25 protein-coding genes and 1 pseudogene are annotated in these 25,375 nt (G+C 65.9%); 8 read left to right on the forward strand and 18 right to left on the reverse strand.

What is annotated here, in order from left to right:
• The first annotated feature begins 105 nt into the window (after positions 1-105).
• A complete protein-coding gene (tkt, locus tag ACYZGB_RS00315) occupies positions 106-2,175 on the forward strand; it encodes a transketolase (RefSeq protein WP_462386122.1) in 2,070 nt (689 codons plus the stop codon).
• Positions 2,176-2,263: 88 nt separating this feature from the next.
• Positions 2,264-3,262 (forward strand): type I glyceraldehyde-3-phosphate dehydrogenase, encoded by a 999-nt coding sequence (gene gap, locus ACYZGB_RS00320; RefSeq protein ID WP_063461695.1) that lies wholly within the window; start codon positions 2,264-2,266, stop codon positions 3,260-3,262.
• Between the two features lie 141 nt (positions 3,263-3,403).
• Here gap and ACYZGB_RS00325 read toward each other — a convergent pair whose 3' ends face one another.
• The 3 genes from ACYZGB_RS00325 to ACYZGB_RS00335 all read right to left on the reverse strand — a co-directional run bounded on the left by ACYZGB_RS00325 (position 3,404) and on the right by ACYZGB_RS00335 (position 5,968).
• On the reverse strand, positions 3,404-4,414 hold the full coding sequence (locus tag ACYZGB_RS00325) for an aldo/keto reductase (RefSeq protein ID WP_462386123.1): 1,011 nt from the start codon (positions 4,412-4,414) through the stop codon (positions 3,404-3,406).
• 58 nt (positions 4,415-4,472) lie between these two features.
• Positions 4,473-5,081, reverse strand: a complete 609-nt coding sequence (locus tag ACYZGB_RS00330; protein ID WP_462386124.1) for a YdeI/OmpD-associated family protein — start codon at positions 5,079-5,081, stop codon at positions 4,473-4,475.
• A 62-nt stretch (positions 5,082-5,143) separates the two neighbouring features.
• Positions 5,144-5,968: a sigma-70 family RNA polymerase sigma factor gene (locus ACYZGB_RS00335; protein WP_462386125.1), complete on the reverse strand. Its 825-nt coding sequence runs from the start codon at positions 5,966-5,968 to the stop codon at positions 5,144-5,146.
• A gap of 156 nt (positions 5,969-6,124) precedes the next feature.
• Between ACYZGB_RS00335 and ACYZGB_RS00340 the strand changes: the two genes are divergently transcribed.
• From ACYZGB_RS00340 to ACYZGB_RS00350, 3 genes are all read left to right on the forward strand, one after another.
• A complete protein-coding gene (locus tag ACYZGB_RS00340) occupies positions 6,125-6,478 on the forward strand; it encodes a FlxA-like family protein (RefSeq protein ID WP_462386126.1) in 354 nt (117 codons plus the stop codon).
• Positions 6,479-6,601: 123 nt separating this feature from the next.
• The gene (locus tag ACYZGB_RS00345; protein ID WP_462386128.1) at positions 6,602-7,918 is read left to right on the forward strand and encodes a flavin-dependent oxidoreductase; all 1,317 of its coding nucleotides are present in this window, start codon (positions 6,602-6,604) and stop codon (positions 7,916-7,918) included.
• A 68-nt stretch (positions 7,919-7,986) separates the two neighbouring features.
• Positions 7,987-8,586 carry an ATP-dependent Clp protease proteolytic subunit gene (locus ACYZGB_RS00350; protein WP_462386130.1) on the forward strand — a complete coding sequence of 200 codons (600 nt, stop codon included), beginning with the start codon at positions 7,987-7,989 and terminating at the stop codon, positions 8,584-8,586.
• Positions 8,587-8,666: 80 nt separating this feature from the next.
• On the opposite strand, the gene ACYZGB_RS00355 is transcribed toward ACYZGB_RS00350, so the two are convergent.
• From ACYZGB_RS00355 to ACYZGB_RS00390, 8 genes are all read right to left on the reverse strand, one after another.
• Complete coding sequence (locus ACYZGB_RS00355) at positions 8,667-9,620, reverse strand: Gfo/Idh/MocA family oxidoreductase (protein WP_462386132.1); 954 nt, start codon at positions 9,618-9,620, stop codon at positions 8,667-8,669.
• Positions 9,621-9,633: 13 nt separating this feature from the next.
• Positions 9,634-10,500 carry a class III extradiol dioxygenase subunit beta gene (locus tag ACYZGB_RS00360; RefSeq protein WP_462386133.1) on the reverse strand — a complete coding sequence of 289 codons (867 nt, stop codon included), beginning with the start codon at positions 10,498-10,500 and terminating at the stop codon, positions 9,634-9,636.
• Between the two features lie 2 nt (positions 10,501-10,502).
• Positions 10,503-10,943 (reverse strand): protocatechuate 4,5-dioxygenase subunit alpha, encoded by a 441-nt coding sequence (gene ligA / locus ACYZGB_RS00365; protein ID WP_010464344.1) that lies wholly within the window; start codon positions 10,941-10,943, stop codon positions 10,503-10,505.
• A 4-nt stretch (positions 10,944-10,947) separates the two neighbouring features.
• On the reverse strand, positions 10,948-11,877 hold the full coding sequence (locus ACYZGB_RS00370) for an amidohydrolase family protein (RefSeq protein WP_462386134.1): 930 nt from the start codon (positions 11,875-11,877) through the stop codon (positions 10,948-10,950).
• Between the two features lie 34 nt (positions 11,878-11,911).
• A complete protein-coding gene (locus tag ACYZGB_RS00375; RefSeq protein WP_462386136.1) occupies positions 11,912-12,922 on the reverse strand; it encodes a Bug family tripartite tricarboxylate transporter substrate binding protein in 1,011 nt (336 codons plus the stop codon).
• An 89-nt stretch (positions 12,923-13,011) separates the two neighbouring features.
• A complete protein-coding gene (ligK, locus tag ACYZGB_RS00380; RefSeq protein ID WP_462386137.1) occupies positions 13,012-13,695 on the reverse strand; it encodes a 4-carboxy-4-hydroxy-2-oxoadipate aldolase/oxaloacetate decarboxylase in 684 nt (227 codons plus the stop codon).
• 1 nt (position 13,696) lies between these two features.
• Positions 13,697-14,731: an amidohydrolase family protein gene (locus ACYZGB_RS00385; protein WP_462386139.1), complete on the reverse strand. Its 1,035-nt coding sequence runs from the start codon at positions 14,729-14,731 to the stop codon at positions 13,697-13,699.
• 35 nt (positions 14,732-14,766) lie between these two features.
• On the reverse strand, positions 14,767-15,468 hold the full coding sequence (locus ACYZGB_RS00390; RefSeq protein WP_462386141.1) for a substrate-binding domain-containing protein: 702 nt from the start codon (positions 15,466-15,468) through the stop codon (positions 14,767-14,769).
• Positions 15,469-15,656: 188 nt separating this feature from the next.
• On the opposite strand from ACYZGB_RS00390, the gene ACYZGB_RS00395 reads away from it, so the two are divergent.
• Positions 15,657-16,607 carry a LysR substrate-binding domain-containing protein gene (locus ACYZGB_RS00395; protein WP_462386143.1) on the forward strand — a complete coding sequence of 317 codons (951 nt, stop codon included), beginning with the start codon at positions 15,657-15,659 and terminating at the stop codon, positions 16,605-16,607.
• A 27-nt stretch (positions 16,608-16,634) separates the two neighbouring features.
• Here the strand turns inward: ACYZGB_RS00395 and ACYZGB_RS00400 are convergent, their stop codons facing one another.
• The 6 genes from ACYZGB_RS00400 to ACYZGB_RS00425 form a co-directional block, all read right to left on the reverse strand.
• A complete protein-coding gene (locus ACYZGB_RS00400) occupies positions 16,635-17,573 on the reverse strand; it encodes an NAD(P)-dependent oxidoreductase (RefSeq protein ID WP_462386145.1) in 939 nt (312 codons plus the stop codon).
• Positions 17,574-17,591: 18 nt separating this feature from the next.
• The gene (locus tag ACYZGB_RS00405) at positions 17,592-18,563 is read right to left on the reverse strand and encodes a Bug family tripartite tricarboxylate transporter substrate binding protein (protein ID WP_462386147.1); all 972 of its coding nucleotides are present in this window, start codon (positions 18,561-18,563) and stop codon (positions 17,592-17,594) included.
• 15 nt (positions 18,564-18,578) lie between these two features.
• The gene (locus ACYZGB_RS00410; RefSeq protein ID WP_462386148.1) at positions 18,579-19,898 is read right to left on the reverse strand and encodes a TRAP transporter large permease; all 1,320 of its coding nucleotides are present in this window, start codon (positions 19,896-19,898) and stop codon (positions 18,579-18,581) included.
• Complete coding sequence (locus tag ACYZGB_RS00415) at positions 19,895-20,374, reverse strand: TRAP transporter small permease (protein WP_462386150.1); 480 nt, start codon at positions 20,372-20,374, stop codon at positions 19,895-19,897. Before ACYZGB_RS00415 ends, ACYZGB_RS00410 begins: the two co-directional genes overlap by 4 nt.
• A 113-nt stretch (positions 20,375-20,487) precedes the next feature.
• Entirely contained in the window at positions 20,488-21,525 is a 1,038-nt protein-coding gene (locus tag ACYZGB_RS00420; RefSeq protein ID WP_462386152.1) for a TRAP transporter substrate-binding protein, read from the reverse strand.
• 206 nt (positions 21,526-21,731) lie between these two features.
• Complete coding sequence (locus tag ACYZGB_RS00425; RefSeq protein ID WP_462386153.1) at positions 21,732-22,520, reverse strand: GntR family transcriptional regulator; 789 nt, start codon at positions 22,518-22,520, stop codon at positions 21,732-21,734.
• 272 nt (positions 22,521-22,792) lie between these two features.
• Between ACYZGB_RS00425 and ACYZGB_RS00430 the strand changes: the two are divergent.
• A pseudogene (locus ACYZGB_RS00430) lies at positions 22,793-23,848 on the forward strand (aromatic ring-hydroxylating dioxygenase subunit alpha).
• Positions 23,845-24,810, forward strand: a complete 966-nt coding sequence (locus tag ACYZGB_RS00435; protein WP_462386155.1) for a PDR/VanB family oxidoreductase — start codon at positions 23,845-23,847, stop codon at positions 24,808-24,810. The pseudogene ACYZGB_RS00430 and the gene ACYZGB_RS00435 overlap by 4 nt, the downstream one beginning before the upstream one ends.
• 116 nt (positions 24,811-24,926) lie before the next feature.
• On the opposite strand, the gene ACYZGB_RS00440 is transcribed toward ACYZGB_RS00435, so the two are convergent.
• The gene (locus ACYZGB_RS00440; RefSeq protein WP_462386156.1) at positions 24,927-25,277 is read right to left on the reverse strand and encodes an HPF/RaiA family ribosome-associated protein; all 351 of its coding nucleotides are present in this window, start codon (positions 25,275-25,277) and stop codon (positions 24,927-24,929) included.
• Positions 25,278-25,375 lie beyond the last annotated feature (98 nt).

Below are 25,375 nucleotides of genomic sequence, written 5' to 3' on the forward strand. Positions count from 1 at the left end.
ATTGCCGCCGTGCCCCGGGGCGTTGCCATGCCAATTCAGGCGGGCGAAAGCCGCCCCGGTAAAATGCCGGGTTTCCCCTGAACCACCCACCCCGAACCACACCCCATGGCCAACACCCAGCAATCCCAACAGATGGCAAATGCAATCCGCGCATTGGCCATGGACGCCGTTCAACAAGCCAATTCGGGCCACCCCGGCGCCCCCATGGGCATGGCCGACATGGCCGTGGCGCTGTGGAGCCGCCACCTCAAGCACAACCCCACCAACCCCCAGTGGTTTGACCGCGACCGGTTTGTGCTGTCCAACGGCCACGGCTCGATGCTGCTGTACGCGCTGCTGCACCTCACCGGCTACGACCTGCCCATCGGCGAGCTGAAGAACTTCCGCCAGCTGCACAGCAAGACGCCCGGCCACCCCGAAGTGGGCTACACCGCCGGCGTCGAGACCACCACCGGCCCGCTGGGCCAGGGCATCACCAACGCCGTGGGCTTTGCGCTGGCCGAAAAGCTGCTGGCCGCCGAGTTCAACCGCGAAGGCCATGCCGTGGTGGACCACCACACCTACGCCTTCCTGGGCGACGGCTGCCTGATGGAAGGCATCAGCCACGAAGCCGTGTCTCTCGCAGGCGCCTGGAAGCTCAACAAGCTGATCGCCCTGTACGACGACAACGGCATCAGCATCGACGGCCAGGTTGCTCCCTGGTTTGCCGACAACACCCCCCTGCGTTTTGTGGCCAGCGGCTGGAACGTGATCGGCCCCATCGATGGCCATGACGCCGACAAAGTGGCCGCAGCCATCGCCGAAGCCAAGAAGCAGACCGAGCGCCCCACCCTGATCGTGTGCAAGACGCACATCGGCAAGGGCAGCCCCAACCGTGCCAACACCGCCAAGGCCCACGGCGAACCCCTGGGCGCCGAAGAAATCGCGCTGACCCGCGAAGCCCTGGGCTGGGCCAGCGAACCCTTCGTGATCCCCGAAGACGTGTACGCCAGCTGGGACGGCAAGGCCAGTGGCCAAAGCGCAGAAGCCGCCTGGAACGAGCGTTTTGCCGCCTACACCGTCGCCTTCCCCGAGCTGGCTGCCGAGCTGACGCGCCGCATGAACGGCGACCTGCCCGCCAACTTTGCCCAGGTGGCCGTGGACACCGTGGTGGCTGCCCACACGAAGGGCGAAACCGTGGCCAGCCGCAAGGCCAGCCAGCTGGCCCTGGAAGCCTTCACCGCCGCCTTGCCCGAACTGCTGGGCGGCAGCGCCGACCTGACCGGCTCCAACCTCACCAACACCAAGAGCACGCCCAACCTGCGCTTTGACATGCAAGGCCACGTGGTGAAGAACGAGGCTGGCGTGGGCGGCCGCCACATCAACTACGGCGTGCGCGAATTCGGCATGGCCGCCATCATGAACGGCGTGGCGCTGCACGGTGGCTTCATCCCCTACGGCGGCACCTTCCTGACCTTCAGCGACTACAGCCGCAACGCCATCCGCATGGCCGCGCTGATGAAGCAGCGTGTGATCCACGTGTTCACGCACGACTCCATCGGCCTGGGCGAAGACGGCCCCACGCACCAGTCCATCGAACATGTGGCCAGCCTGCGTCTGATTCCGAACTTGGACGTCTGGCGCCCCGCCGACACGGCCGAAACCGCCGTGGCCTGGAGCGTGGCCCTGTCCAACCGCAACAAGCCCACCGTGCTGGCCCTGTCGCGCCAAAACCTTCCCTACGCCCCCAAGCGCGACCTGGGCGAGATCTCGCGCGGCGCCTATGTGCTGAGCGAACCTGCGGACGTGGGCATCAAGAAGAAGCCCCAGGCCGTGATCATCGCCACCGGCTCTGAAGTGCAGCTGGCCCTCAAGGCCCAGCGCCTGCTGGCCGACAAGAAGATCGGCGTGCGCGTGGTCTCCATGCCCAGCACCACCACCTTCGACCGCGAAGACGCCAAGTACAAGAGCAGCGTGCTGCCCGCTGGCGTGCCCCGCGTGGCCGTGGAAATGGGCGTGACGGATGGCTGGTGGAAATACGGCTGCGCTGCCGTGGTGGGCATCGACACCTACGGCGAATCGGCCCCTGCGCCTGTGCTGTTCAAGCACTTCGGCTTCACCGAAGAAAACGTGGCTGATGCGGTGCTGGTGGCCATTGGCGCTGCGCGCCTGAAGCCCGCCAAGAAGGCCCGCTAAACCTTCTCCTGCCCGCTGCGCCCCGCTGCCAGCGGGCGCGCAGTGGCAGATTCCCGATTTCGACTTTGCAACTTTGAAGAGGCTCCCTATGACGATCAAGATTGGTATCAACGGCTTCGGCCGCATCGGCCGCAACGTGCTGCGCTCGGCCATCCAGAACTTCAGCGACATCGAAGTCGTGGGCATCAACGACCTGCTGGAGCCCGACTACCTGGCTTACATGCTGCAGTACGACTCGGTGCACGGCCGTTTTGACGGCACCGTGGCTGTCGAGGGCAACACCCTGATTGTCAACGGCAAGAAGATCCGCCTCACGCAAGAGCGCGACCCCGCGAACCTGAAGTGGAACGAAGTCGGCGCCGACATCGTGATCGAATCCACCGGCCTGTTCCTGGACAAGGTCACCGCACAGAAGCACATCGACGCTGGTGCCAAGAAGGTCGTGCTGTCGGCCCCCTCCAAGGACGACACCCCCATGTTCGTGTTCGGCGTGAACCACGACACCTACGCGGGCCAGGCCATCATCTCCAACGCATCGTGCACCACCAACTGCCTGGCCCCCGTGGCCAAGGTGCTGAACGACAAGTGGGGCATCAAGCGCGGCCTGATGACCACCGTGCACGCAGCCACCGCCACGCAAAAAACCGTGGACGGCCCTTCGAACAAGGACTGGCGCGGCGGCCGTGGCATTCTGGAAAACATCATCCCCTCCAGCACCGGTGCTGCCAAGGCGGTGGGCGTGGTGATCCCTGCGCTGAACAAGAAGCTGACCGGCATGTCCTTCCGCGTGCCCACCTCCGACGTGTCGGTGGTGGACCTGACCGTGGAACTCGACAAGGCCGCCACGTACGATGAAATCAAGGCCGAAATGAAGGCCCAGTCTGAAGGCGCCCTGAAGGGCGTGCTGGGCTACACCGAAGACAAGGTGGTGGCCACCGACTTCCGTGGCGACACCCGCACCTCGATCTTTGACGCCGACGCGGGCATCGCGCTGGACGGCACCTTCGTCAAGATCGTGAGCTGGTACGACAACGAATGGGGCTACTCGAACAAGTGCCTGGAAATGGTGCGCGTGGTTGCCAAGTAACCACGCCACGGACCACTGCGCGGGGCTACCCCTGCGCAGTGGACACTTCTCAAGATGATGATGACGAAGCGCTAGAAGCAACTACCCTGTTCAAGCCGGTCGCCTGCAAGGGCCACCGGCTTTTTTTTGCCCGGAACTCACTCAGCCCGCAAAAGCCTCTGTGTCCACCTCGCTCGCGTTCTGCGCGTTGTAGCGTGCGCCCACCACCGTGTGCTGGTTGATGAGCCCGTCCAGGCGCTGCATCGTCGCTGCGTCCAGCGTCACATCCACAGCACCCAAATCGTCGTGCAGGTGCTCCACACTCGTCGTGCCCGGGATGGGGATGATGTGCTCGCCCCGGTGCAGCAGCCAGGCCAGTGCCAGCTGCGCAGGCGTGCAGCCCACATCGCGCGCCACCTGTTGGTAGCCGTCCAGCAGCTGCAGGTTGGCTGCGTAGGCCGCGGGCGCAAAACGCGGCATGGCGCAGCGGATGTCCTTGGCGTCCAGGGTGCTCACATCGCGCAAGTCCCCGCACAAGAATCCGCGCGCCACGGGGCTGAAAGCCACAAAGGCCGAGCCCAGCTCGCGGCAGGCGTCCAGCACCGCAATCTCGGGGTTGCGCGTCCACAGCGAATACTCGGTCTGCACCGCCGCGATGGGGTGCACGGCGTGTGCCTTGCGCAGTGTTGTGGCCGACACCTCCGACAAACCAATGCTGCGGATCTTGCCCGCGCGCACCAGGTCGGCCAGCCCGCCCACGCTGTCTTCAATGGGCACGCCCTTGTCCCAGCGGTGCAGGTAGTACAGATCGATCACATCGGTCTGCAGGCGGCGCAGGCTGTGTTCGCAGGTCTGGCGCAGCGTGGCCGGGCGGCCATCGATCACGCGCACCAGCTTGCCGTCGCCATTCACATCCACACCCTGCATGCCACATTTGCTGGCCAGGGTGAAGCGGCTGCGGTGGTGCTTCATCACGCGCCCCACCAAGGTTTCATTGGCGCCAAAGCCATAGAGCGTGGCGGTGTCGAACAGCGTCACGCCCGCGTCGAGTGCGGCCAGCAGCACACGCTCGCCCTGCTCGGCAGACACGGGCGCGCCATAGGCGTGCGAAAGGTTCATGCAGCCCAGGCCGATGGCCGAGACGGAGAAAGGTCCAAGGGTTCTTTGTTGCATGCCGCGAGCTTACGGCAAGCGCGGCAACCCACCGGGTGGCTCGGGCTTGGGTGCGGGTCTAAGGCTTTGCGACAGGTGGCCGCTTGGCCCACAGCTCAATGCGCTCGCCCGCAGCGCAGGCAGCCACCAGCTCCACAAACCGTGCCTCCCGGGTCGCATCGCGCTTGGCCGACGTGACCCAGTGCAGCATGCTCTTGCGGTAGCTGGGTGGGGTGGATTCCTGAAAGAACCGCCACGCGGCCTTGTTGCGCTGGAATGCGCGCAGCATGGGCGCGGGCAGCTCGGCCACACCCGACTGCTCATGGGAGTAGATGGCCGACTTGTGCGCCTTGCGGTGGGCAAAGGCCGCCAGCCCCGCAGGCGTCATGCGGCCCGCCGCCTGCAACTGCTCTACCTTGGCGATGTTGACCGCGCTCCAGATCGACGACGGCTTGCGCGGGGTGAAGCGGATCGAATACATGTGCTCGTCAATGCGCCGCCGGATGCCATCGATCCAGCCAAAGCACAGGGCTTCGTCCACCGACTCCGACCAGCCCATGCTGGGGCGGCCCGAGCCCACCTTGTGAAAACCCACCAGCAACTCCTGCGTGCTGGCGGCATGGCGCTCCAGCCAATCGCGGAACGCCTGCGAGGTGGCAAAGAAGGTGGGCGTGGGCGGCTGTGTCATGGTGCGGCAAACCTCCTTGCTTCGTGCCATCTTCCCGGCGGTTGCCACTGCGGATGCGCAGGTTAGGCCACCACGGCTTCTTGCGCTTGCTCGGCATGCGGCCCTAGCGGCACCACACAAAGTGTCACGCCATCCAGAGTGAGCACCAGCCCCAACTGCCCACCCACCTGCACCACACCACCCACCGTGGCCGGTGCATGCGAGGCACGCGGTGGCGTGGGTTGCTCGGAGCGATGCGTAGCCAACGCACTCACGGGCGGCTGACGCAGCAGAGCCCACAGGGCCTTTGGATCCCGTGATTGCAGCGACTGCAGGTACAGGCGCAGCACCGCAGGGTCGGCGCCGTTGGGTTCATCGCGCCCATCGCCATGGCGGGCGTCGTCGCCTTCCCGAGCCTGCCGAAGGCGCAGCAACGCGCGGCGCAGCTGCTGGCGGCTGGCCGCTTCAGAACGGCCACTGGCCTGCGCCAGCTCGGCGTGGCTGGCCTCGAACACCGCATGCAGCAGCACCGCAGCGCCCTCTGCAGGAGTCACACACACCGCCAGCCGCCGCAGTGCCAGCGTGGCCTGCTGCGCCAGAACGGCATCAGCCTCCGCCGAGGGCGCGACCGTACCAGAGGCATCGCCCGGCGCCATCTGCACCGCTTCGGCCAACCACTGCGCCATCCACAGGCGCCGCCGCAAGCGATCGATGGCCAGGTTGCGCACCACCGTCAGCAGCCACGCCTGAGCCGCATTGAGCGCCGGGGTTTGGGCCTCCAGCGCACGCACATAGGCGTCCTGCACGGCGTCCTCGGCATCGGCTGGGCCGAGCAGGCGCATGGCGGCGCGCAACAAGGTGTTGCGACTGACATTCACCAGCGCCAACAGGTGTTCATCGTTCTGCATCGAGGCATGGTGCCACAGGCTGAAGCAGGCCGCACATCGGCAGACAATGACTCGCAGGGTGTGGTCACGACCTCCATCGCATGGGTTGGCGGCGTTCAGCAGCCCGCAGCGCAAGGGATATGTTCAACTTTCCCTGCGCCTTGCCGATAACCAGGGATGCAAATCGCCAGCACCATCTCCACCACCGGCCAAGCCTCTTCCTCCAGTGGCAGCAGCGACATCGCTAAGCTGCAAAAGCAGCTGCGCGAGCTGACCGAGCAGCTCCAGGGCGTGGCCAGCTCCGACATGGATGCCAAGGCCAAGCAACAGAAGGCCAAGTTGCTGCAGGCCCAGATCCAGATGGTGCAAGCCCAGATCACGGCGATACAGCGCGCGCAGCAGCAAGAGCAGCAACGGGCCCAGGTGGCAAAGGCCGAAGGCGCGGCGGCCAGTGCCGCGCAGCAGCAGAAAGCCCTATCGGCAAAGAATCAACCCGCTGGGCTGGGCAACAACGTCGATACCTACGCCTGACAAGAACGGCTTTCTGAACGGGTGTACCCCACCCGCAGCACCCACCCCGGCATGCGCCCAGCGCCGCATTGGCCTGCGGCGTCCGCGACAAGCTCCACCCGCCATTGCATGGACAATCCCGGCATGTCTGGCGCATCTTCTACTTCACACCCCTCTTCCGCCCGCCCCGTCCTGATCGCCGGTGGTGGCATCGGTGGCATGGCCACCGCCCTCACCCTGCACCAGATCGGCGTGCCCTGCATCGTCTTTGAATCGGTGCCCGAGCTGCAGCCGCTGGGCGTGGGCATCAACCTGCAGCCCAACGCTGTGCGGGAGCTGCATGACCTGGGGTTTGGCAACGAGGTGCTGGACACGATTGGCCTGCAGGCGCGCGAATGGGCCTTGGTGGGCCGCAACGGGAACGAGGTGTACGCCGAGCCACGCGGCCTGGAAGCGGGCTACCACTGGCCGCAGTATTCGGTGCACCGGGGGCAGCTGCAGATGATGCTGTTCAACGCCGTGCGAGAACGCCTGGGTGACGATGCCGTGCAACTGGGGCAGCGGGTGGTGGGCTACCGGCAAGATGCCGATGGTGTGACCGCGATCCTTGAGGCGCGCGATGGTGAACGCCGGGAGGTGGACGGATCGCTGCTGATCGCCGCCGACGGCCTGCACTCAGCCGTGCGGGCGCAGATGCACCCCACGCAGCCGCCCATCCAGTGGGGCGGAGCCATCATGTGGCGCGGCACCACGCCGGGGGTGCCCGTGCGAACGGGCGCTTCGTTTGTGGGCGTGGGCTCGCTGCGGCACCGTGTGGTGTTCTACCCCATCACACCGCCCGACCCGGCCACGGGCCTGGCCACCATCAACTGGATCGCCGAGATCACGGTGGACAACCAGGGCGGCTGGCAGCAAGGCGACTGGAACCGGCGTGTGGCGCTGGAGGAATTCGCTCACCACTTTGATGGCTGGAACTACAGCTGGCTCGACGTGCCCGCCATGCTGCGCGGCGCCAAGGACATTTTTGAGTACCCCATGATCGACCGCGACCCCGTGCCCACCTGGGTAGACGGCCGCGTGGCGCTGCTGGGCGACGCGGCGCATGTGATGTACCCCGTGGGCTCCAACGGTGCCAGCCAGGCCATCGTGGATGCGCGCGTGCTGGGGGCGCAGTTCATCGCGCATGGCGTGGGCCCGCAGGCGCTGCGTGCCTATGACGACCAGCTGTGCAAGGACATCTCGGCGCTGGTGCTTCGCAACCGGGGCTCCGGCCCCTTTGGGCTGCTGGGGCTGGTGGACGAGCGCTGCGGCGGGGTGTTCGACCACATCGACGACGTGCTGCCGCGCGAGGAGCGCGAGGGCTTCATGGCCCGCTACAAGGCGGCGGCGGGCTTTGCGATCGAGACGCTGAATGCGGCGCCGCCCACCATTTCGCCGGGGCAACGCGTGGCCGCAGGCTGAGGGGTGTCACGCCCGGCGTGTCTCGTTCGTCATGGCAGTCCTGTCACTCTTTTCAAGGACCTGCCCCCATGGACACGCCAGACACCAACACCCCATCCTCCACCCAAGGCGCCGAGCCGCGCACGTCGTACCTGGAAGAAAAGGCCTTCAAGGCCCGCACCCTGCTGGTCTTCGGCACCATCACCGACACCCTGGCCGCCGATGTGGCGCGGCGGCTGATTGCGCTGGATGCCGAGAGTGCAGAGCCTATCGACATGCTGGTGAGCTCGCCCGGTGGGCACCTGGAGTCGGGCGACACGATGCATGACCTGGTGCGCTTCATCACCGCGCCGGTGAACATGATCGGCACCGGCTGGGTGGGCAGCGCGGCCACGCACCTGTACCTGGCCGCGCCGCGTGAGCGGCGGCTCTGCCTGCCCAACACACGCTTTCTGATCCACCAGCCCAGCGGCGGCGCAGGTGGCCCGGCCAGCGACATTGCCATCCAGGCGCGGGAGATCGTGAAAGCCCGCGAGCGCATTGCGCGCACCATCGCCCGGCAGACGGGCAAGCCGCTGGAGGTGGTGCTGGCCGACATCGAACGCGACCACTGGCTGTCGGCCGAAGAGGCAGTGGACTACGGCCTGGTCTCGCGCATCATTGAGAACAAGGCCGCGTTGAGAGCGTGACGCTGCCTCACCGAATTGCTATCAAACCAATAGCTTATAGCGCTTGATAGACAGGCGGTAGCGGCCAGTTTCTCTTGAAATCAGCCTGCGTTGAGCTGCAGTTCCAGGTTGTGCAGCACCTGGTAGCACGGCAACACCTGGGCCACGCTGGCGTTGGGCTCGCGGCCTTCTTTGATGGCGGCGAAGAACTCGCGGTCCTGCAGCTCGATGCCGTTCATCGACACGTCCACCTTCGACACATCGATCTTCTCTTCCTTGCCGTTCACCAGGTCGTCGTAGCGGGCGATGTAAGTCGCGGTGTCGCCGATGTAGCGGAAGAAGGTGCCCAACGGGCCGTCGTTGTTGAAGCTGAGCGACAGCGTGCAGATGGCGCCATTGGCGGCCTGGAGCTGGATGCTCATGTCCATGGCAATGCCCAGGTCCTTGTGGATGGGGCCCTGGATGGCGTTGGCCTTCACGATGGGGCTGCCCGCCTGGTAGGCGAACAGGTCCACGGTGTGCGCAGCATGGTGCCACAGCAGGTGGTCCGTCCAGCTGCGGGCCTGGCCCAGCGCGTTCATGTTGGTGCGGCGGAAGAAGTAGGTCTGCACATCCATCTGCTGGATGTTGAACTCGCCAGCCGTGATCTTCTTGTGCACGTACTGGTGGCTGGGGTTGAAGCGGCGGGTGTGGCCGCACATGGCCACCAGGCCGGTCTGCTTTTGCAGGGCAACAACCTTCTCGCCATCGGCCAACACGTCGCACAGCGGGATCTCGACCTGCACATGCTTGCCCGCTTCCAGGCAGGCAATGGATTGGCTGGCGTGCATCTGCGTGGGTGTGCACAGGATGACGGCGTCCACTTCCTTGATGGCCAGGCTGTCCTTCAGCTCGGTGGTGACATGCTTGATGCCGTACTTGTCGGCCACTTCCTGGGTCTTGGCCAGGTCGCGGCTCATGAGGGAGACGACTTCGACGCCGTCAATGTTCTTGATGCCGTCCAGGTGTTTGATGCCGAAGGCGCCAGCGCCTGCGAGTGCGACTTTGATGGTCATGGTGTGTGTCCTTTTACGTGTTCTCAAGAATCAGATGGCCCACGGCGGTGTTGGACGCAGGCACATGGTAGAAGCGGTGCGCCAGCTTCGGGGGCTTGCCGCCGGTCACATCGGCCATGGCGCCGCGCGCGATGAGCCACATCACCAGCTCGATGCCCTCGCTGCCCGCCTCGCGCACGTAGTCGATGTGCGGAATGCTGGCTGCGGCCTCGGGGTCGTTGATGAGCTTGTCGAGGAAGGCGTTATCAAACTCTTTGTTGATGAGGCCGGCGCGCGGGCCCTGCAGCTGGTGGCTCATGCCGCCCGTGCCCCAGATGTGCACGTTGATGTCTTCGTCGTAGCTCTCCACGGCCTTGCGGATCGCCTGGCCCAGGTTGTAGCAGCGGCGGCCGCTGGGCACCGGGTACTGCACCACGTTCACGGCGAACGGAATCACCGGGCAAGGCCAGGCGCCCTTCACCGGGTCCTGCTCGCCAAACATCAGCGACAGGGGCACCGTGAGGCCGTGGTCCACCGCCATCTTGTTGACGATGGTGAGGTCAAAGTCCTGCTGGATGACCGACTGCGCAATGTGTGCGGCGAGGTCGGGGTGGCCGATGACCTTGGGCACGGGGCGCGGGCCAAAGCCCTCGTCGGCCACTTCGTAATCGGCTGCGGTGCCGATGGCGAAGGTGGGGATCAGGTCCAGGCTGAAGGCCGTGGCGTGGTCGTTGTAGACCAGGAAGATCACGTCGGGCTTGTTGTCCTTGACCCACTGCTTGCCAAACTCGTAGCCCGCGAACACGGGCTTCCAGTAGTCTTCGTGGGTCTTGCCGAGGTCCATGGCTGCGCCGATGGCAGGCACGTGCGATGTGAAGACGGAGGCGGTGATTCTGGCCATTGTCAAATTCCTTTCTTGCCCGCGCTGCCCTGCGGCTGGCGGTGCGCCTGGGCGTCGCCATCTTCACCGATCACGCGGTTGCCATTGGCCGATCGGCCGCCATTGATCATCATGTTGCGGTATTCCTCTTCGGTCATGCCGGTCATGCTGCCCGCCATCTGCTGAAAGCTCTTGCCGTCGGTAGAGCCGATCTTGGCCAGGAAGTAGATGTTGCCGCCCAGGCGAATGCACCAGTTGAGGTCGCGCGCCAGCACGGCCTGCTTTTGTTCTTCGGTCATCGCCCATTCGTCCAGGTAGGCACGTTCGTTGGCCTTGAAGCGGACGCGGTTCTCGGCCTTCATCAGGCTCATGCAGAACTGGTTGAGCCAGTAGCCCTTGCGGCTTTGCTCGGCGTCGAAGATGGTCGTGCCGGGCACGTCGAGGTAGGGTTTATCGAGAGACATGGTGTCAGTCCTCCACGGTGACTTCTTCGGGCCAGTACAGGCGCATGGGGTTGTCCACCAGCAGCTTCTTTTGCAACTCCGGTGTCGTTGCGATGTGCGGGATGAAGTCCACCAGCAGGCCATCATCGGGCATGTGGTCCTTGAGGTTGGGGTGGGGCCAGTCGGTGCCCCAGAGCACACGGTCGGGGAACTCTTCCACCACGCGGCGGGCGAAGGGGATCACGTCGGTGTAGGCGTTCTGCTCGCCATTCAGGGCCTTGGGGCCGGTCACAGAGAGGCGCTCGGGGCAGCTCACCTTGCTCCACACATTGGGGTGCTGGCGCATGAACTTCAGGAACAGTTCGAACTCCGGCCCATCCACCGGTTTGTTCACATCAGGGCGGCCCATGTGGTCCACCACCACCGTGGTGGGCAGGGCGGTGAAGAAGTCCCACAGCTCGGGCAGGTCCACCGCTTCAAAGTAAATCACCACATGCCAGCCCAGCTGGTGGATGCGCGCGGCAATCTCCATCAGCTCGTCCTTGGGCGTGAAGTCCACCAGGCGCTTGACGAAGTTGAAGCGCACGCCGCGCACACCGGCCGCGTGCATGGCCTGCAGCTCTTCGTCGCTGACCGAGCGCTTGACGGTGGCCACGCCACGCGCCTTGCCGCCCGAGTGCACCAGCGCATCGACCATGGCGCGGTTGTCAGCGCCGTGGCAGGTGGCCTGCACCACCACGTTGCGCGCAAAACCCAGGTGGTCGCGCAGCGCGTACAGCTGGTGCTTGCTGGCATCGCAGGGCGTGTACTTGCGCTCGGGGGCGTAGGGGAACTCGGCCCCGGGGCCGAACACGTGGCAATGCGCGTCCACCGCACCGGCAGGCACCTGGAACCGGGGTTTGCTCGGACCCGCGTACCAGTCGAGCCAGCCAGGGGTTTTTGTGAATTCGCTCATGCGCGTACTCCTTGGTTTCTTGCAGGCTCGCAGATCAGTCGAGGGACACGTTGGCCTTGCGGATCACGTCGCCAAAACGCTGGCTCTCGTCCTTGACGAACTGGTTGAACTGGGCGCGGGTGGTGGGGAACTGCTCGTAACCAAAGGTCTTGAACTTCTCGGCCACTTCGGGGCCGGTCAGGGCCTGTTCGATGTCCTTGCGGATCTTGTCGGCCACGGCGGCGGGCAGGCCGGGCGGCACGGCGATGGCGTTCCAGCCCGTGACGGCAAAGTCCTTGGGGCCACCCGATTCGGCCACGGTGGGCACGTCGGGGAACTCGGCCGAGCGCTGGGGCCCGGCAAACGCGAGCAGACGCAGCTTGCCCGCGCGGTACAGCGGGCCTGCGGTGGCGGCGCTGCCCAGTGCAAAGTCGATCTCGCCGGTGGAGACCGAGGTGTAGAGCTGCGTGGTCTCCTTGAAGATCACATGCTCCATCTGCGTGCCGGTGGCCGATTCGAACAGCTCCGAGCCCAGGTGCACCGGGTTGCCCACCGACCAGCTGCCGTAGTTGAGCTTGCCGGGGCGCGCCTTGGCATCGGCCACGATGTCGCCCACGGTCTTGTACTTGCTGCCCGTGCCCACGGTGAAGAAGAAATGCGTCTTGAACAGCGGCAGCAGCGTGTCGAAGTCCTTGGCCACGTCGTAGGGCAGCTTCTTGAACAGGCTGGGGTAGGCAGCCAGGTGCACGTTGTCCAGGATGAGCAGGTCGTGGCCGTCCTTGGCTCCGCGCTTCCAGGCATCGATGGCGATGAAGCCGTTGCCACCGGGGCGGTTCTCCACGATCACGCCCGTGCCCCAGGTGCGCGAGAGTTTGTCGGCCACCAGGCGGGCCACGCCGTCGGGGCCGCCGCCCACGGGGAAGGGGCTGATGATGCGCACCTGCTTGGTGGGGAACTGCTGCGCGGCAGCGGTTTGCACCAGCGTGCCCGCCACGGCGGCCACACCCAGCGCCAGGGCCAGCGTGCGGCGGATACGGAAAGAGGAAGCAGCAGAAGAGGAAGTCATGGGATCAGGGACAGAGAATAATCAAAATTGATAGCAATCCACGCAGGATGGACGCGCGCAGACGGCCTGAAAAGCTTGTAAGAGTAGGTTCAGTCGATGTACTTGAGCCCCGCTGCCGCCAGCGGCTCGCGCATCTTGTACATATCGAGGCCCAGTACGCCGCTGGCCAGCTTGGCGCGCTTCTCGCCCTCAAAGCTCTCGCGCTTTTGCGCGGCTTCGAGCGTCTGCACGGCGCGGGCGGCGGGCACACACACGATGCCGTCGTCGTCGGCCACGATCACGTCGCCGGGCGTGACGAGCTGGCCTGCACACACCACGGGGATGTTGACCGAACCGATGGTGGCCTTGATGCAGCCCTTGCTGGAGATGCACTTGCTCCACACCGGGAAGTTCATCTCATTGAGCGTCTTCACATCGCGCACCCCGGCGTCGATGATGAGTGCCCGCGCGCCACGCGCCTGAAAGGACGTGGCCAGCAGGTCGCCAAAGTAGCCGTCGGTGCACTCGGCCGTGATGGCCGCCACCACGATGTCGCCGGGCTGGATCTGCTCGGCCGCCACGTGCAGCATCCAGTTGTCGCCCGGGTGCAGCAGCACGGTGACGGCCGTGCCGCTGACCTGCACACCGCTCTGGATGGGGCGCATATAGGGCCTGAGCAGGCCTACACGGCCCATGGCCTCGTGCACGGTGGCCGAGCCCAAAGCGCCAAGGCCGTCGGCGGCTGCTCGGTCGGCGCGGGTGATGTTGCGGTAGACAACGCCTAGTTCGTACATATCAAAGCCCCTTTGCTTTCAGACGGGTATCCAGTCGGGAGAACACGCGGCGCGTGTTGGCTTCGTAGATCTGGTGCTTGTCTTGCGCACTCAGGATCGTGGACGCCTCGATGTAGCGCTTGGTGTCGTCGTAGTAGTTGCCGGTGGTGGGGTCGATGCCGCGCACCGCGCCGATCATTTCGCTGGCGAACAGCACGTTCTTCACCGGGATCACGGTGTTGAGCAGGTCGATGCCCGGCTGGTGGTACACGCAGGTGTCGAAGAACACGTTGTTCATCACATGGTCGTCCAGCAGCGGCTTCTTCATCTCCTGCGCCAGGCCCCGGAAGCGGCCCCAGTGGTAAGGCACCGCGCCGCCGCCGTGCGGGATCAGGAACTTGAGCGTGGGGAAGTCCTTGAACAGATCGCCCTGGATGAGCTGCATGAAGGCCGTGGTGTCAGCGTTCAGGTAGTGCGCGCCGGTGGTGTGGAAGCATGCGTTGCAGCTGGTGCTCACGTGGATCATGGCGGGCAGGTCGTACTCCACCATCTTTTCGTAGATGGGGTACCAGTGCTTGTCGGTCAGCGGGGGGCTGGTCCAGTGGCCGCCAGAGGGGTCGGGGTTCAGGTTGATGCCCACCGCGCCGTATTCGTGCACGCACTTTTCCAGCTCGGGGATGCAGGTGGCGGGATCGACACCAGGCGATTGCGGCAGCATGGCCACGGGCACAAAGTGGTCAGGGAACAGCGTGGAGACGCGAAAGCAGAGCTCGTTGCAGATGGCGGCCCAGGTGCTGGACACATTGAAGTCGCCAATGTGGTGGGCCATGAAGCTGGCGCGCGGGCTGAACAGGGTGATGTCGCTGCCGCGCTCCTTCATCAGCTTGAGCTGGTTGGTCTCGATGGACTCGCGCAACTCGTCGTCGCTGATGTGCAGGTCCGCCACTTTGGGCATGGCTGCGGGGTCTTTGATGCCGACGATCTGCGCATTGCGCCAGTTCTCCAGCGCCTTGGGGGCCGTTGTGTAGTGGCCGTGGCAGTCGATGATGAGGCTCATTTTGGGGTGCTCCTGGAAGGTGTTCTTGTGATTGGTCAGGCAGGGGTCATGCCCTGCTTTTGCTTGGCTTCGGCCGCAGCGGGCGAAGCCAGGTAGGCCAGCAGTGCATGCGCGGCATCCACCTGCTGCGACAACGCGCCGACGCCCGCTGAAAACGTGGTGGTGATCTGGATGGCCGGTGGCAGCGGGCCCACGATCTGGATGCCCTGCACATGCAGCAGCTCGCTCAACTGCTGAAAGCCCAGCGCCACCTCACCCTTGGCCACCAGCGAACCCACCGGCACCCCCGGGGGCGCCTGCACCATGCGCGGTGCGATCTGTTCGGCAATGCCCCAGCGCTCAAAAAGCTTGGCCAGTGCCACGCCACTGGGGCCGGTGGACAGGCTGATGCTGGGCGCAGCCAGCACGGCAGCGCGCACAGCGTCTTCGCTGGACAGGTCGGGCAGCGGCGCGCCGGCAGGCACGGCCACGGCCACGCCGGAGTGCACCCAGTCCACCTTGCTGCCGGGCAGCAGGTGGCCTGCGGTCAAAAGCTTGTCGATGGCGTCGGCAGCGAGGATGACCACGTCGAACACCTCGCCTGCCGCCACGCGCTTGGCCGCATCCACACCACCCACCGATTCGATCTGCACCGGGCTGGCCTCAGGAGCGCTGGCGGCATAGGCCGCCGTCAGCTCGGCCAGCACCTGGCGGGTGGCCATGGAAGAGATGCCGCGAAGCAGCGGTGCGGTGGTCATGGGTGTTTGTCTCCTGGCGGGCTCTGCGCGGGCTCCTGAGGGGCCTCGTGGAAAGCCGCAACGGGGCTTTCTGTGGCACCGATTGTGGAGAGGGCGGCTGCATTCATGAAGTCGGCACCCGCACTACCAGCTATATCATTCCGTGATTGTTGACCCACAGCTATTGCAAATAGCAGAGAGCCTTGCCCATGGACCTCAAGCAGATCGAATACTTTGTGCGGGTGGCCGAATTGGGCAGCTTCACGCGCGCCTCGGTAGTGCTGGACATAGCCCAGCCCGCGCTGAGCCGCCAGGTGCGCCTGCTGGAGGTGGAGCTGCGCCAGAACCTGCTGGTGCGCAACGGCCGGGGTGCCACACCCACCGAGGCGGGCAAACTGCTGCTGGAGCATGGGCGCGGCATCCTGCACCAGGTGGAGCGCGCGCGCGAGGAGCTGGGCCGCGTGCGCGGCGCCTTGGCCGGGCGTGTGGCCATTGGTCTGCCACCCAGCATTGCCAAGGTGCTGACGGTGCCACTGACGCGCGCCTTCCGCGTGAAGATGCCCGATGCGGCGCTGGCCATCAGCGAAGGGCTGTCGGTGGCCATGCGCGAGTCGCTGACCACCGGGCTGCTTGACATCGCACTGCTCTACAACACGCCCCCCGCGCCGGGCATCGAGATCACGGCGCTGCTGGAGGAGGACCTGTTCCTGGTGCAGCGGCGCGGTGGCGCACAACCCGGTGCCGAGGCCGACACCAGCACCCCGCTGCCCCTGGGCGATCTGCCCCGGTATCCGCTGGTCATCCCCACGCGCCCCAACTCGATCCGCATGCTGGTGGAGTCTGAACTGGCCACACGCGGCAAACGCCCGCAGATCAGCCTGGAGATCGACGGCGTGGCCGCCATCCTGGACCTGGTGGCCGACGGCGCGGGCTGCGCCGTGCTGCCCATGAACGCGGTCACCACCTCGGGCAAGCCCGAGGTGTTCAGCACCCGCCCCATCCACGGCGCGAGCAGCGATGACGGAAACGACGACGGCGCCCGCCTGCGCAGCAAGCTCTACCTGGCCGTGAGTTCGCAGCGCCCGGCGACGCTCACGCAGCAGGCGATGGCCGACTTGATTCGCACCACGCTACAGGCGTTGTACAAGGCGCCGGGCTGAGTCTCCGTTCGGGCCCGCGCAACCTCCTCAGCGCTCAGGGGTTTCCTTGCGCAAGATGTCCAACACCCTGTCCGCATAGTCCTGCCAGCGCGCATCCTTGGGCAGGTCCGCAAACACACCGGCACGCGCCAGGTCGGCCACCCACTGCTGTTTGTCGGCAATGGCCGATGTCATCAGCGGTTCCATGCCGGCTTCGCCCACGGTGCGGGCCGACTCGCGCATCTCCTCGGCGCGGCGCTGGCCGTGCTGCACCACGCGGCTGAAGAAATAGCGGCCCTGCTGGTGCCAGTCGATGGACGGAAAGGTCTCGGCCAGTGTGGGCAGCACATGGTCTTCCACGCCGTAGTGGCGGGCGGTGGCGTAGCTCTCGATCACCAGCGCCTCCAGGCCCTTGATCATCACGCTGCGGCACATCTTGATGGCGCTGGCCACGCCCAGGCGGTCGCTGACCGGCTTGGCATCCATGCCCCAGGCCTGCAGCACGGGCGCCAGCGCGGCAGCGTGGGGGCCGCCCAGCAGCATGGGCACGGCCATGCCATAGGGCGGCACCGAGGTCATCACGCCCGCCTCCACATACCTCCCGCCGCGCGCCTCGATGCATTGCGCGGCCTGCTGCTTGGTGCCGGGCGATGCGGAGTTGAGGTCCAGAAACACCGCGCCCGGCACGATGTGCGCCGCCACCGCCTCGGCCACCGCCAGCGTGCTGCTGGCCGTGACAGCCGACACGATGAGCTGGCGCCCGGCGCACAGCGCGGCCACACTGTCGGCCGCGTGCACGCCTGCGGCCTGCGCGTGGGACAGCGGCTCCGCCTGCTGCGCGGGGTGGACGAACTTCAGATCCCACACCTCCAGATCGCCCACACCCCGTGCGCGCAGGCCCGCCGCAAAGATGCGGCCCACCTCGCCGTAGCCGACGATGCCCAGGCGGTCGAATGGGAGCGGGGCGTGGTGGTTCTCAGTCTGCATGGTGGGGTCGGTGTTCACTCACTGCCTGGGGATACCTGCGCGCTCGATCACGGCGCGCCAGCGTTCGATGTCGGACTTGAGCAGCGCGGCGGCCTGCTCGGGCGTGGAGGTGCGCGGCTCCACGTTGAGCGCGCGCAGCTGCTGCTGTACCGCAGGCGTGGCCACGGTGGCGGCCACCTCGTGCTGCAGGCGGTCCACCACGGCACGCGGGGTGCGTGCGGGCGCGGCCAGAGCGTTCCACGATGCGGCCACAAAACCCTTCACACCCGACTCCACCGCCGTGAGCACATCGGGCAAGGTGGCAGACCGCTGCTCGCCCGCCACGGCCAGCACCCGCAGCGCGCCTGCACGCACCTGGGGCAGCGCGGGGCCGAGGATTTCCACGCCCACATCCACCTGGCGCCCCCGCAGCGCGGTGATGAGCGCGGGCGTGCCGTTGAAGGGCACCACCTGCGCATCGATGGCGGCACTGCTCTTGAACAGCTCGGCCGCAAGGTGCTGGGTGCTGCCGGTGTTGATGCTGCCGATGTTGAGCCGCCCCGGATGGGCACGCGCGTGCGCCAGCAGCTGGCCCAGCGTGCGGTGTGGCGAATCGGCAGGCACCAGCACCGCAATGTCGAACACGCCCAGCGTGCTGACGGGCGTGAAGTCGGCCAGGGTGTCGTAGGGAAGCGCCTTGAACAGGCTGGCCGTGACGGCCGTGCCGTTGGACATGAGGAACAGGGTGTGCCCGTCGGGCTCGGCGCGGGCCACGGCATCGGCCGCCACCACACCGCCTGCGCCCGGGCGGTTGTCGATGACCACCGGCTGCCCCAGCCGCGCCGCCAGGCCGGTGGCCACCGCGCGTGCCGTGAGGTCGCCCACGCCACCCGCCGCAAACGGCACCACGATGCGCAGCGGCTTGGACGGAAAGGCGGGCTGGGCCTGCAGCCCACCCCAGCACGCCAGTCCTGCTGCGGCCAACGCGCGGAGTGCTTTGCGGCGATCCATCGGCACCTTAGCCCCTCAGCCCACGAACTGCACCAGCCACAGCGAGATGGGCGGGAACACCAGCAGCAGCGTGGTGCGCACCACATCGCTGGCCAGGAAGGGCATCACGCCCTTGTAGCTCTCGGCAATCGGCACGTCCTTCGCCAGGCCGTTGACCACGTACACATTCAGGCCCACAGGCGGCGCCAGCAGGCCAAACCCCACGGTCATGAGCACCATGATGCCGAACCAGATGGCCGTGTGTTCCTGCGACATGCCGAAGTCCAGGCCCATGATCACCGGAAAGAAGATGGGGATGGTCAGCAGGATCATGGACAGCTCGTCCATCACCGCGCCCAGCACCACGTAAAAGAGCAGGATGCCCACCACCACCATGTAGGGCGAGACGTTCCAGCCCTGGATCAGGCTGGCCAGCTGGCCAGGCACCTGCGTCAGCGCCAGCGCCGTGTTCATCATGTCGGCGCCGATGAAGATCATGAAGATCATCGCGCTGGCAGACGCGGTGGACAGGAAACACTGCTTGATCTTCTCCAGCGTCAGCTCGCGCTTGAGCAGCGCCGCGACAAAGGTACAGGCCACGCCCACGCCCGCCCCCTCGGTGGGGGTGAACAGGCCGCCGTAGATGCCGCCAAACACCACCAGAAACACGACGGCGATGGGCAGCACGCCCAGCAGCGCCTGCAACGACATCTTGGGAAGATCCACCGTGTGGTCGGGCGCGTGGCCGGGGCGGATGCGCACGTAGATCGCAATCGCGATCATGTAGCCCAGCATGGCGAGGATGCCGGGGATGGTGGCCGCAGCGAACAGCTTGGCGATGTTCTGCTCGGTCAGGATGGCGTAGATCACCAGGGGCACCGAGGGCGGGATCAGGATGCCCAGCGTGCCGCCCGCCGCCAGCGTGCCGGTGGCCAGGCGACCGGAGTAGCCGTGCCGCTTCATCTCGGGCAGCGCCACGGAAGTGATGGTGGCAGCCGTGGCAATTGACGAGCCGCAAATAGCGCCAAACGCCGCGCTCGCCCCTACGGCCGCCATGGCCAGCCCGCCCTTGAAGCGCGCCATGAGCACGCTGGCGAACTGGAACAGCGCCTTGGAGATGCCCCCCTGCGTGGCAAAGTTGCCCATGAGGATGAACAGTGGGATCACCGACAGGTCATAGCTTGCAAACCGCGCAAACGCAAGGCCGTTGAGGTTGTTGAGGAACGGGGGCAGACCCACCTGGTAGAGGTAGCCAAAGGCACCGGCGGCAAACATGGCGGCCGCAATGGGCACACGCACCACCATGAGCGCGAGCATTACGCCGAAGATGCAAAGGGCGAGGAGCAGCGGGCTCATGCAGCATCCTCCTCGTCTTGCGCCGGGCCGAAGGCCTGCACCAGGGCAATCACCCCCGTCAGCAGCAGGGGCGGCACCATCGCGGCGTAGGTGATCCATTCCGGAAAGCCCAGCATCATGGTGGTGGTCATGGAATTGCGGGCGCTGCCCCCCCCCGTGGCCGTGCGCCAGGCCAGCACAAGGAACATGGCGGCCAGCAGCAACGCGCCGAAGCGGTCCAGCCGCGCGTTCACGGCCGAGGAGGCCCGGGCGGTGAAAAAGTCCACGATGATGTTCTGGCGGCGCAACTGGCACCAGGGCATGAACAGTGCGATCGCGGCCCCTGCGGCCACGGCAGTGAGCTCGTAGTCGCCCAGGACGGTCCAGCCCGTGGTGTTGCGGCCCACAATGCTTGCGCAGGTGACCAGCGTCACCCCCGTGAGAATGACCCCGGCCAGCACCGCGCAGGCCTGGGCGAGAAACGATAGGAACTTCAAGGCAGGGTCCTGTCAGAAAAATCAAACCGATCCGTCCCGGCATCCACCGGAACGGATCGGCGTGCACAAGCACCCCCAAGCACGCCCGGGTGCGCCTGAAGGCAACACCACGCTTACTTGCTGTGTTTCTCGATCAGGGCCCGCGCCTCGGCGGCAAGCTTGGCACCGTCGATGCCTTTGCTCTTGACCTCGTTGATCCAGTCGGTCTCGACAGTGGAGGCCGTGCGGCGCCAGCGTTGGGTCTCGGCCACGTCCAGGGCCACGATGTTGTTCTTGGCACGCTCGGCAATCTGGCGGCCCACCTTGTCGCCTTCGTCCATGGCGCGGCCGAACATGGCGGCAGTCTCGATGCCGGAGTTCTTGTCGATCACGGCCTTGAGGTCGGGGGGCAGCTTGTCGTAGCTGGCCTTGTTCATCGAGAACGCAAAGGTCTGCGTGTACAGCCCTTCCTTGCCCGCAAAGGTGGTGTGGTTCTTCACCAGCTCGGTCACCTTGAGCGAAGGCGTCACCTCCCAGGGGATGGTGGTGCCGTCGATGGTGCCCTTGCTGAGCGCATCGGTCACCGCAGGCACAGGCATGCCCACCGGCGTGGCACCCAGCTTGGTGAGCATGTTGCTGATGATGCGCGAGCCGCCGCGCACCTTCATGCCGCGCAGGCTTTCCAGGCCGGTGACGGGCGTCTTGGTGTGGAACAGGCCGGGGCCGTGGGTGTGCACCGCGATCAGCTTCACGTCCTTGAATTCGTCGGCCGCGAACTTCTCGACATATTCCTGGATAGCGCGCGAAGAGGCTTCGGCGTTGCCGCTCATGAAGGGCAGCTCGAACACTTCCGTCTTGGGGAAGCGGCCCGGCGTATAGCCCAGCACCGTCCAGGTGAAGTCCACCACACCGTCGCGCGCCTGGTCGAACAGCTGCGGGGGCGCGCCGCCCAGCTGCATGGCGTGGAACAGCTGCACCTTGATCTTGCCGCCCGATTCGGCCTCGATCTTCTGGGCCCAGGGCACCAGGGCCTTGGCCGGGATGGTGGCCTGTGGCGGCAGAAACTGGTGCAGCCGCAAGGTCACGGTCTGCGCCATGGCGCTGCCCGCCACCGTGGCCAGGGCGGCTGCCCCGAGGGCCGTCAATGCGGCGCGTCGCTTGAGGAAGTTCATTTTTTGTCTCCGGTCTCGATGGGGCTGCACATCTTTTCTACGAGGCCACGCCCCGGCGCCCGAAGGGCCTGCGGCATGGCACATGGGGTGCATCTCACCCCCACTGTGCATGCGGGCGCAGCCACATGCCAGTTCTATGGCGGACTTTCAGCTATGCCAGACCGTTATGAAACCGGTGAAACCCGCAGACCGGCAGCAAGACATGCTCATCGGCGGCGGATGAGCGTGAGGGCCGGCAAACCGGCATGCCCCTGCCCGGCCGCCTGGGCCGACAGCGCCGCGCGCAGGTTGCGCTGGGCCAGGCGCGAGTGCTCGCGCAGGATGGCCTCGGCCCGTGCGCCTTCATGGTGTTCGATGGCGTCGAGCAGCTGGCGGTGCTGGTCCTGCGCCACCACCAGCATGTCGCGCGCCTGGGGGGAATGGGTCTGCACCAGCACAAAGGCCGAGGGCGAGGCAAAAGGCAGGCCCTTGACCCGCTCCAGCTCGCGCGCCACCACGCTGCCGCCCAGCATGCGGCCCAGCAGCACATGGAACTGCGCGTTCAGCTCGACATACCGCGCAAAGCCCTGGTCGTCCAGGGCTGGGGGAGCCAACGTGGCGTCGATGGCATCCAGGCAGGCATGGGCGTCAGCCAGCACAGCGGTATCCACGTCGCGCTCGGCCGCCAGGCGCGCTGCCAGCCCCTCCAGCGTGCCGCGCAGCGCGATTGCATCGGCCACATCGGTTTCAGAAAAGGTGCGCACGGCGTAGCCGCCGCCGGGCAGGCGCTGCAGCAACCCCTCCTGCTCCAGCCGCATCAGCGCCGCGCGGATGGGCGTGCGCGACACCCCCAGCTTCTCGACGATGGCCAGCTCGGCAATGCGCGCGCCGCCGGGCAGCTCGCCCGCCAGGATCATCTCGCGCAGGCGCAGTTGCGCTTTCACCGACTGGGAGGCTCCCGCTTCGGCGCCGTCGCCAAGGGTGGGCTCCGCCACCGGGGATTCACTGGGGTTCATAAGCAAACAAGTCAAAGAGGTTGGGGGTGGCGCTCCGCCGGAGAGACGCCGCCCATTAATGTATACATAACCAAAGAATCACCTCCATAGATTTCAATGAAAATCTATTAAAAACAATGATTTATGCGATATCACAGGTTGCAATAGCTGATTTATCACCATTCAATGTATACATTGATGCCGCTTTTTCGCACAATCCGCCCAGCAAGCCCCACCCCGCGCGGCGACACACGTTCCGCAGCGCGGCCCCGCCACACAAAGAGACAAGCCCCATGTATCCCAAGAACGCCTAGTACGTCGCCTGCACCCCCGACGAGATCGCCGAAAAGCCCCTGGGCCGCACCATCTGCGGCGAGAAGATCGTGTTCTACCGCCCTGCGCCCGACCAGGTCGCGGCGCTGGACGACTTCTGCCCCCACCGGGGCGCCCCGCTGTCGCTGGGCACGGTGTGCGAAGGCCACCTGCAGTGCGGCTACCACGGCCTGCGGGTGGAATGCACGGGCAAGTCCGTCTCCATGCCCGGCCAGCGTGTGCAGGGCTTTCCCAAGGCGCGCAGCTTTCCGGTGGTGGAGCGCTACGGCTTCATCTGGGTGTGGCCGGGCGATGCCGACAAGGCCGACCCCGCAACCATCCACCACCTGCCCTGGGCCGACAACCCCGAATGGGCCTACGGCGGCGGGCTGTACCACATCGCCTGCGACTACCGCCTGATGATCGACAACCTGATGGACCTGACGCACGAGACCTATGTGCACTCCACCAGCATCGGCCAGAAGGAGATCGACGAGGTGCCCTGCAAGACCCGCGTGGAGGGCGACGAGGTCATCACCAGCCGCTTCATGGAAGGCATTCAGCCGCCACCCTTCTGGCAGATGGCGCTGCGCATGAACGGCCTGCCCGACGACCAGCCGGTGGACCGCTGGCAGATCTGCCACTTCACGCCGCCCAGCCATGTGTTGATCGAGGTGGGCGTGGCGCTGGCAGGCCACGGCGGCTACAACGCCCCGGCCGACAAGAAGGCATCCAGCATCGTGGTGGACTTCATCACGCCCGAGACGGAAACGTCCATCCATTACTTCTGGGGCATGGCGCGCAACTTCAAGCCGCAGGACCCATCGCTCACCACCCAGATCCGCGAAGGCCAGGGCAAAATTTTTGCCGAGGACCAGGACATGCTGGAAATGCAGCAACAAAACCTGCTGCGCTACCCCGACCGCAAGCTGCTCATGCTCAACATCGACGCGGGCGGCGTGCAGTCGCGCAAGGTGCTGGACCGCATCCTGGCGGCCGAACAGGCCCCCGCACCACAACCAGGGGTGGCCGCATGACCGCGCAGGAAACCCTGCAGGTCCGCGTCGTCCAGAAGCGGACCGAGGCCGAAGGCATCGCCAGCTTTGAGCTGGCGCGCGTGGACGGCGCCGCGCTGCCCCCGTTCAGCGCGGGCTCGCACATCGACGTGCACCTGCCCGGCGGGCTGACGCGGCAATACTCGCTGTGCAATGCCTCGCACGAGTCGCACCGCTACCGCATCGCCGTGCTGCGCGACGCGGCATCGCGCGGCGGCTCGGTGGCCATGCACGACAGCGTGCACGAGGGCGATGTGATCACCATCAGCACGCCCCGCAACCACTTTGCATTGCACCCGGCGCAGCGCACCGTGTTGCTGGCGGGCGGCATTGGCGTGACACCCTTGCTGTGCATGGCCGACCGGCTGGCCCGCACAGGCGCCGACTTTGCGCTGCACTACTGCACCCGCTCGGTGGAGCGCACCGCATTTGCCAGCGAGATTGCGGCATCAGCGATGGGCCCCCATGTGCACTTCCACTTCGACGCGGGGGCGCCCGAGCAGAAGCTGGATCTGGCTGCCGTGTTGGCCGCGCCCGGTGCGGACAAGCGCCTGTATGTGTGCGGCCCCGCAGGTTTCATCGACCATGTGGTGGGCACGGCCAAGGCCATGGGCTGGGGGCCGGACAACATCCACCTCGAATACTTTGGCGCCCCGGCGCAGGACACCTCGAGCGATCAGGGCTTTGAAGTGCGCATTGCCAGCACCGGCAAGGTCTACCCGATTGCGGCCGATGTATCGGTGGTGGAGGCCTTGCGCAAAGAGGGCATCGACATCCTGACCTCCTGCGAGCAAGGCGTGTGTGGCACCTGCCTCACGCGCGTGCTGGAGGGCGAGGTGGACCACCGCGACATGTACCTGACCGACGAGGAAAAAGCCGCTAACGAGCAGTTCATGCCCTGCTGCTCGCGCGCGCGCAGCAAGCTGCTGGTGCTGGATCTGTGAGTGTCTCAAGCAAAAAGGCGCTGCAACCATCGATTGCAGCGCCTTTCTTCATGCTATTAAATCAGTAGCTATCAGCGCTTATCCATCGCGCGCAGAAGCCATTTTTTAATCAAATTTCACTCATCCACAGCCGCCCGGATGGTCTCGCGGCCGTTGCGGTCCTTCACGCGGCCCAGGTCGGTATCGAGCGCGCGGGCCAGTTTGTCGGCCGCGCCGATAAAGGCGTTGGCCATCTTGTCGGCCTCGTCAGTCACGGTGACGGGCTGGCGGCCGGTGACGCGTGCCTCGATGCGGCAACGCTTGTCATTGGCGCCCGACTTGCCCGCATCCAGGTCGCTCAGGAACACTTCCAGCCGCGTCACATGGTCCTGAAAACGCGACAGCCGACTCTTGCACTCGTCCGTGATCCAGCGGGCCAGTGATTCGCCGCCGTGGATGTGGTCGTCGGTGTTGACTTGTACTTGCATGGCGAGGGTCCTTCCTGATGAAGTTGCGAAGACCCCATCATGGCACCGGCGTCCATACCCCCGGTAAACACATGTCAAAGGATGCTGGATTCGCCAGC

The organism is Acidovorax sp. Q11 (genome assembly GCF_054950075.1).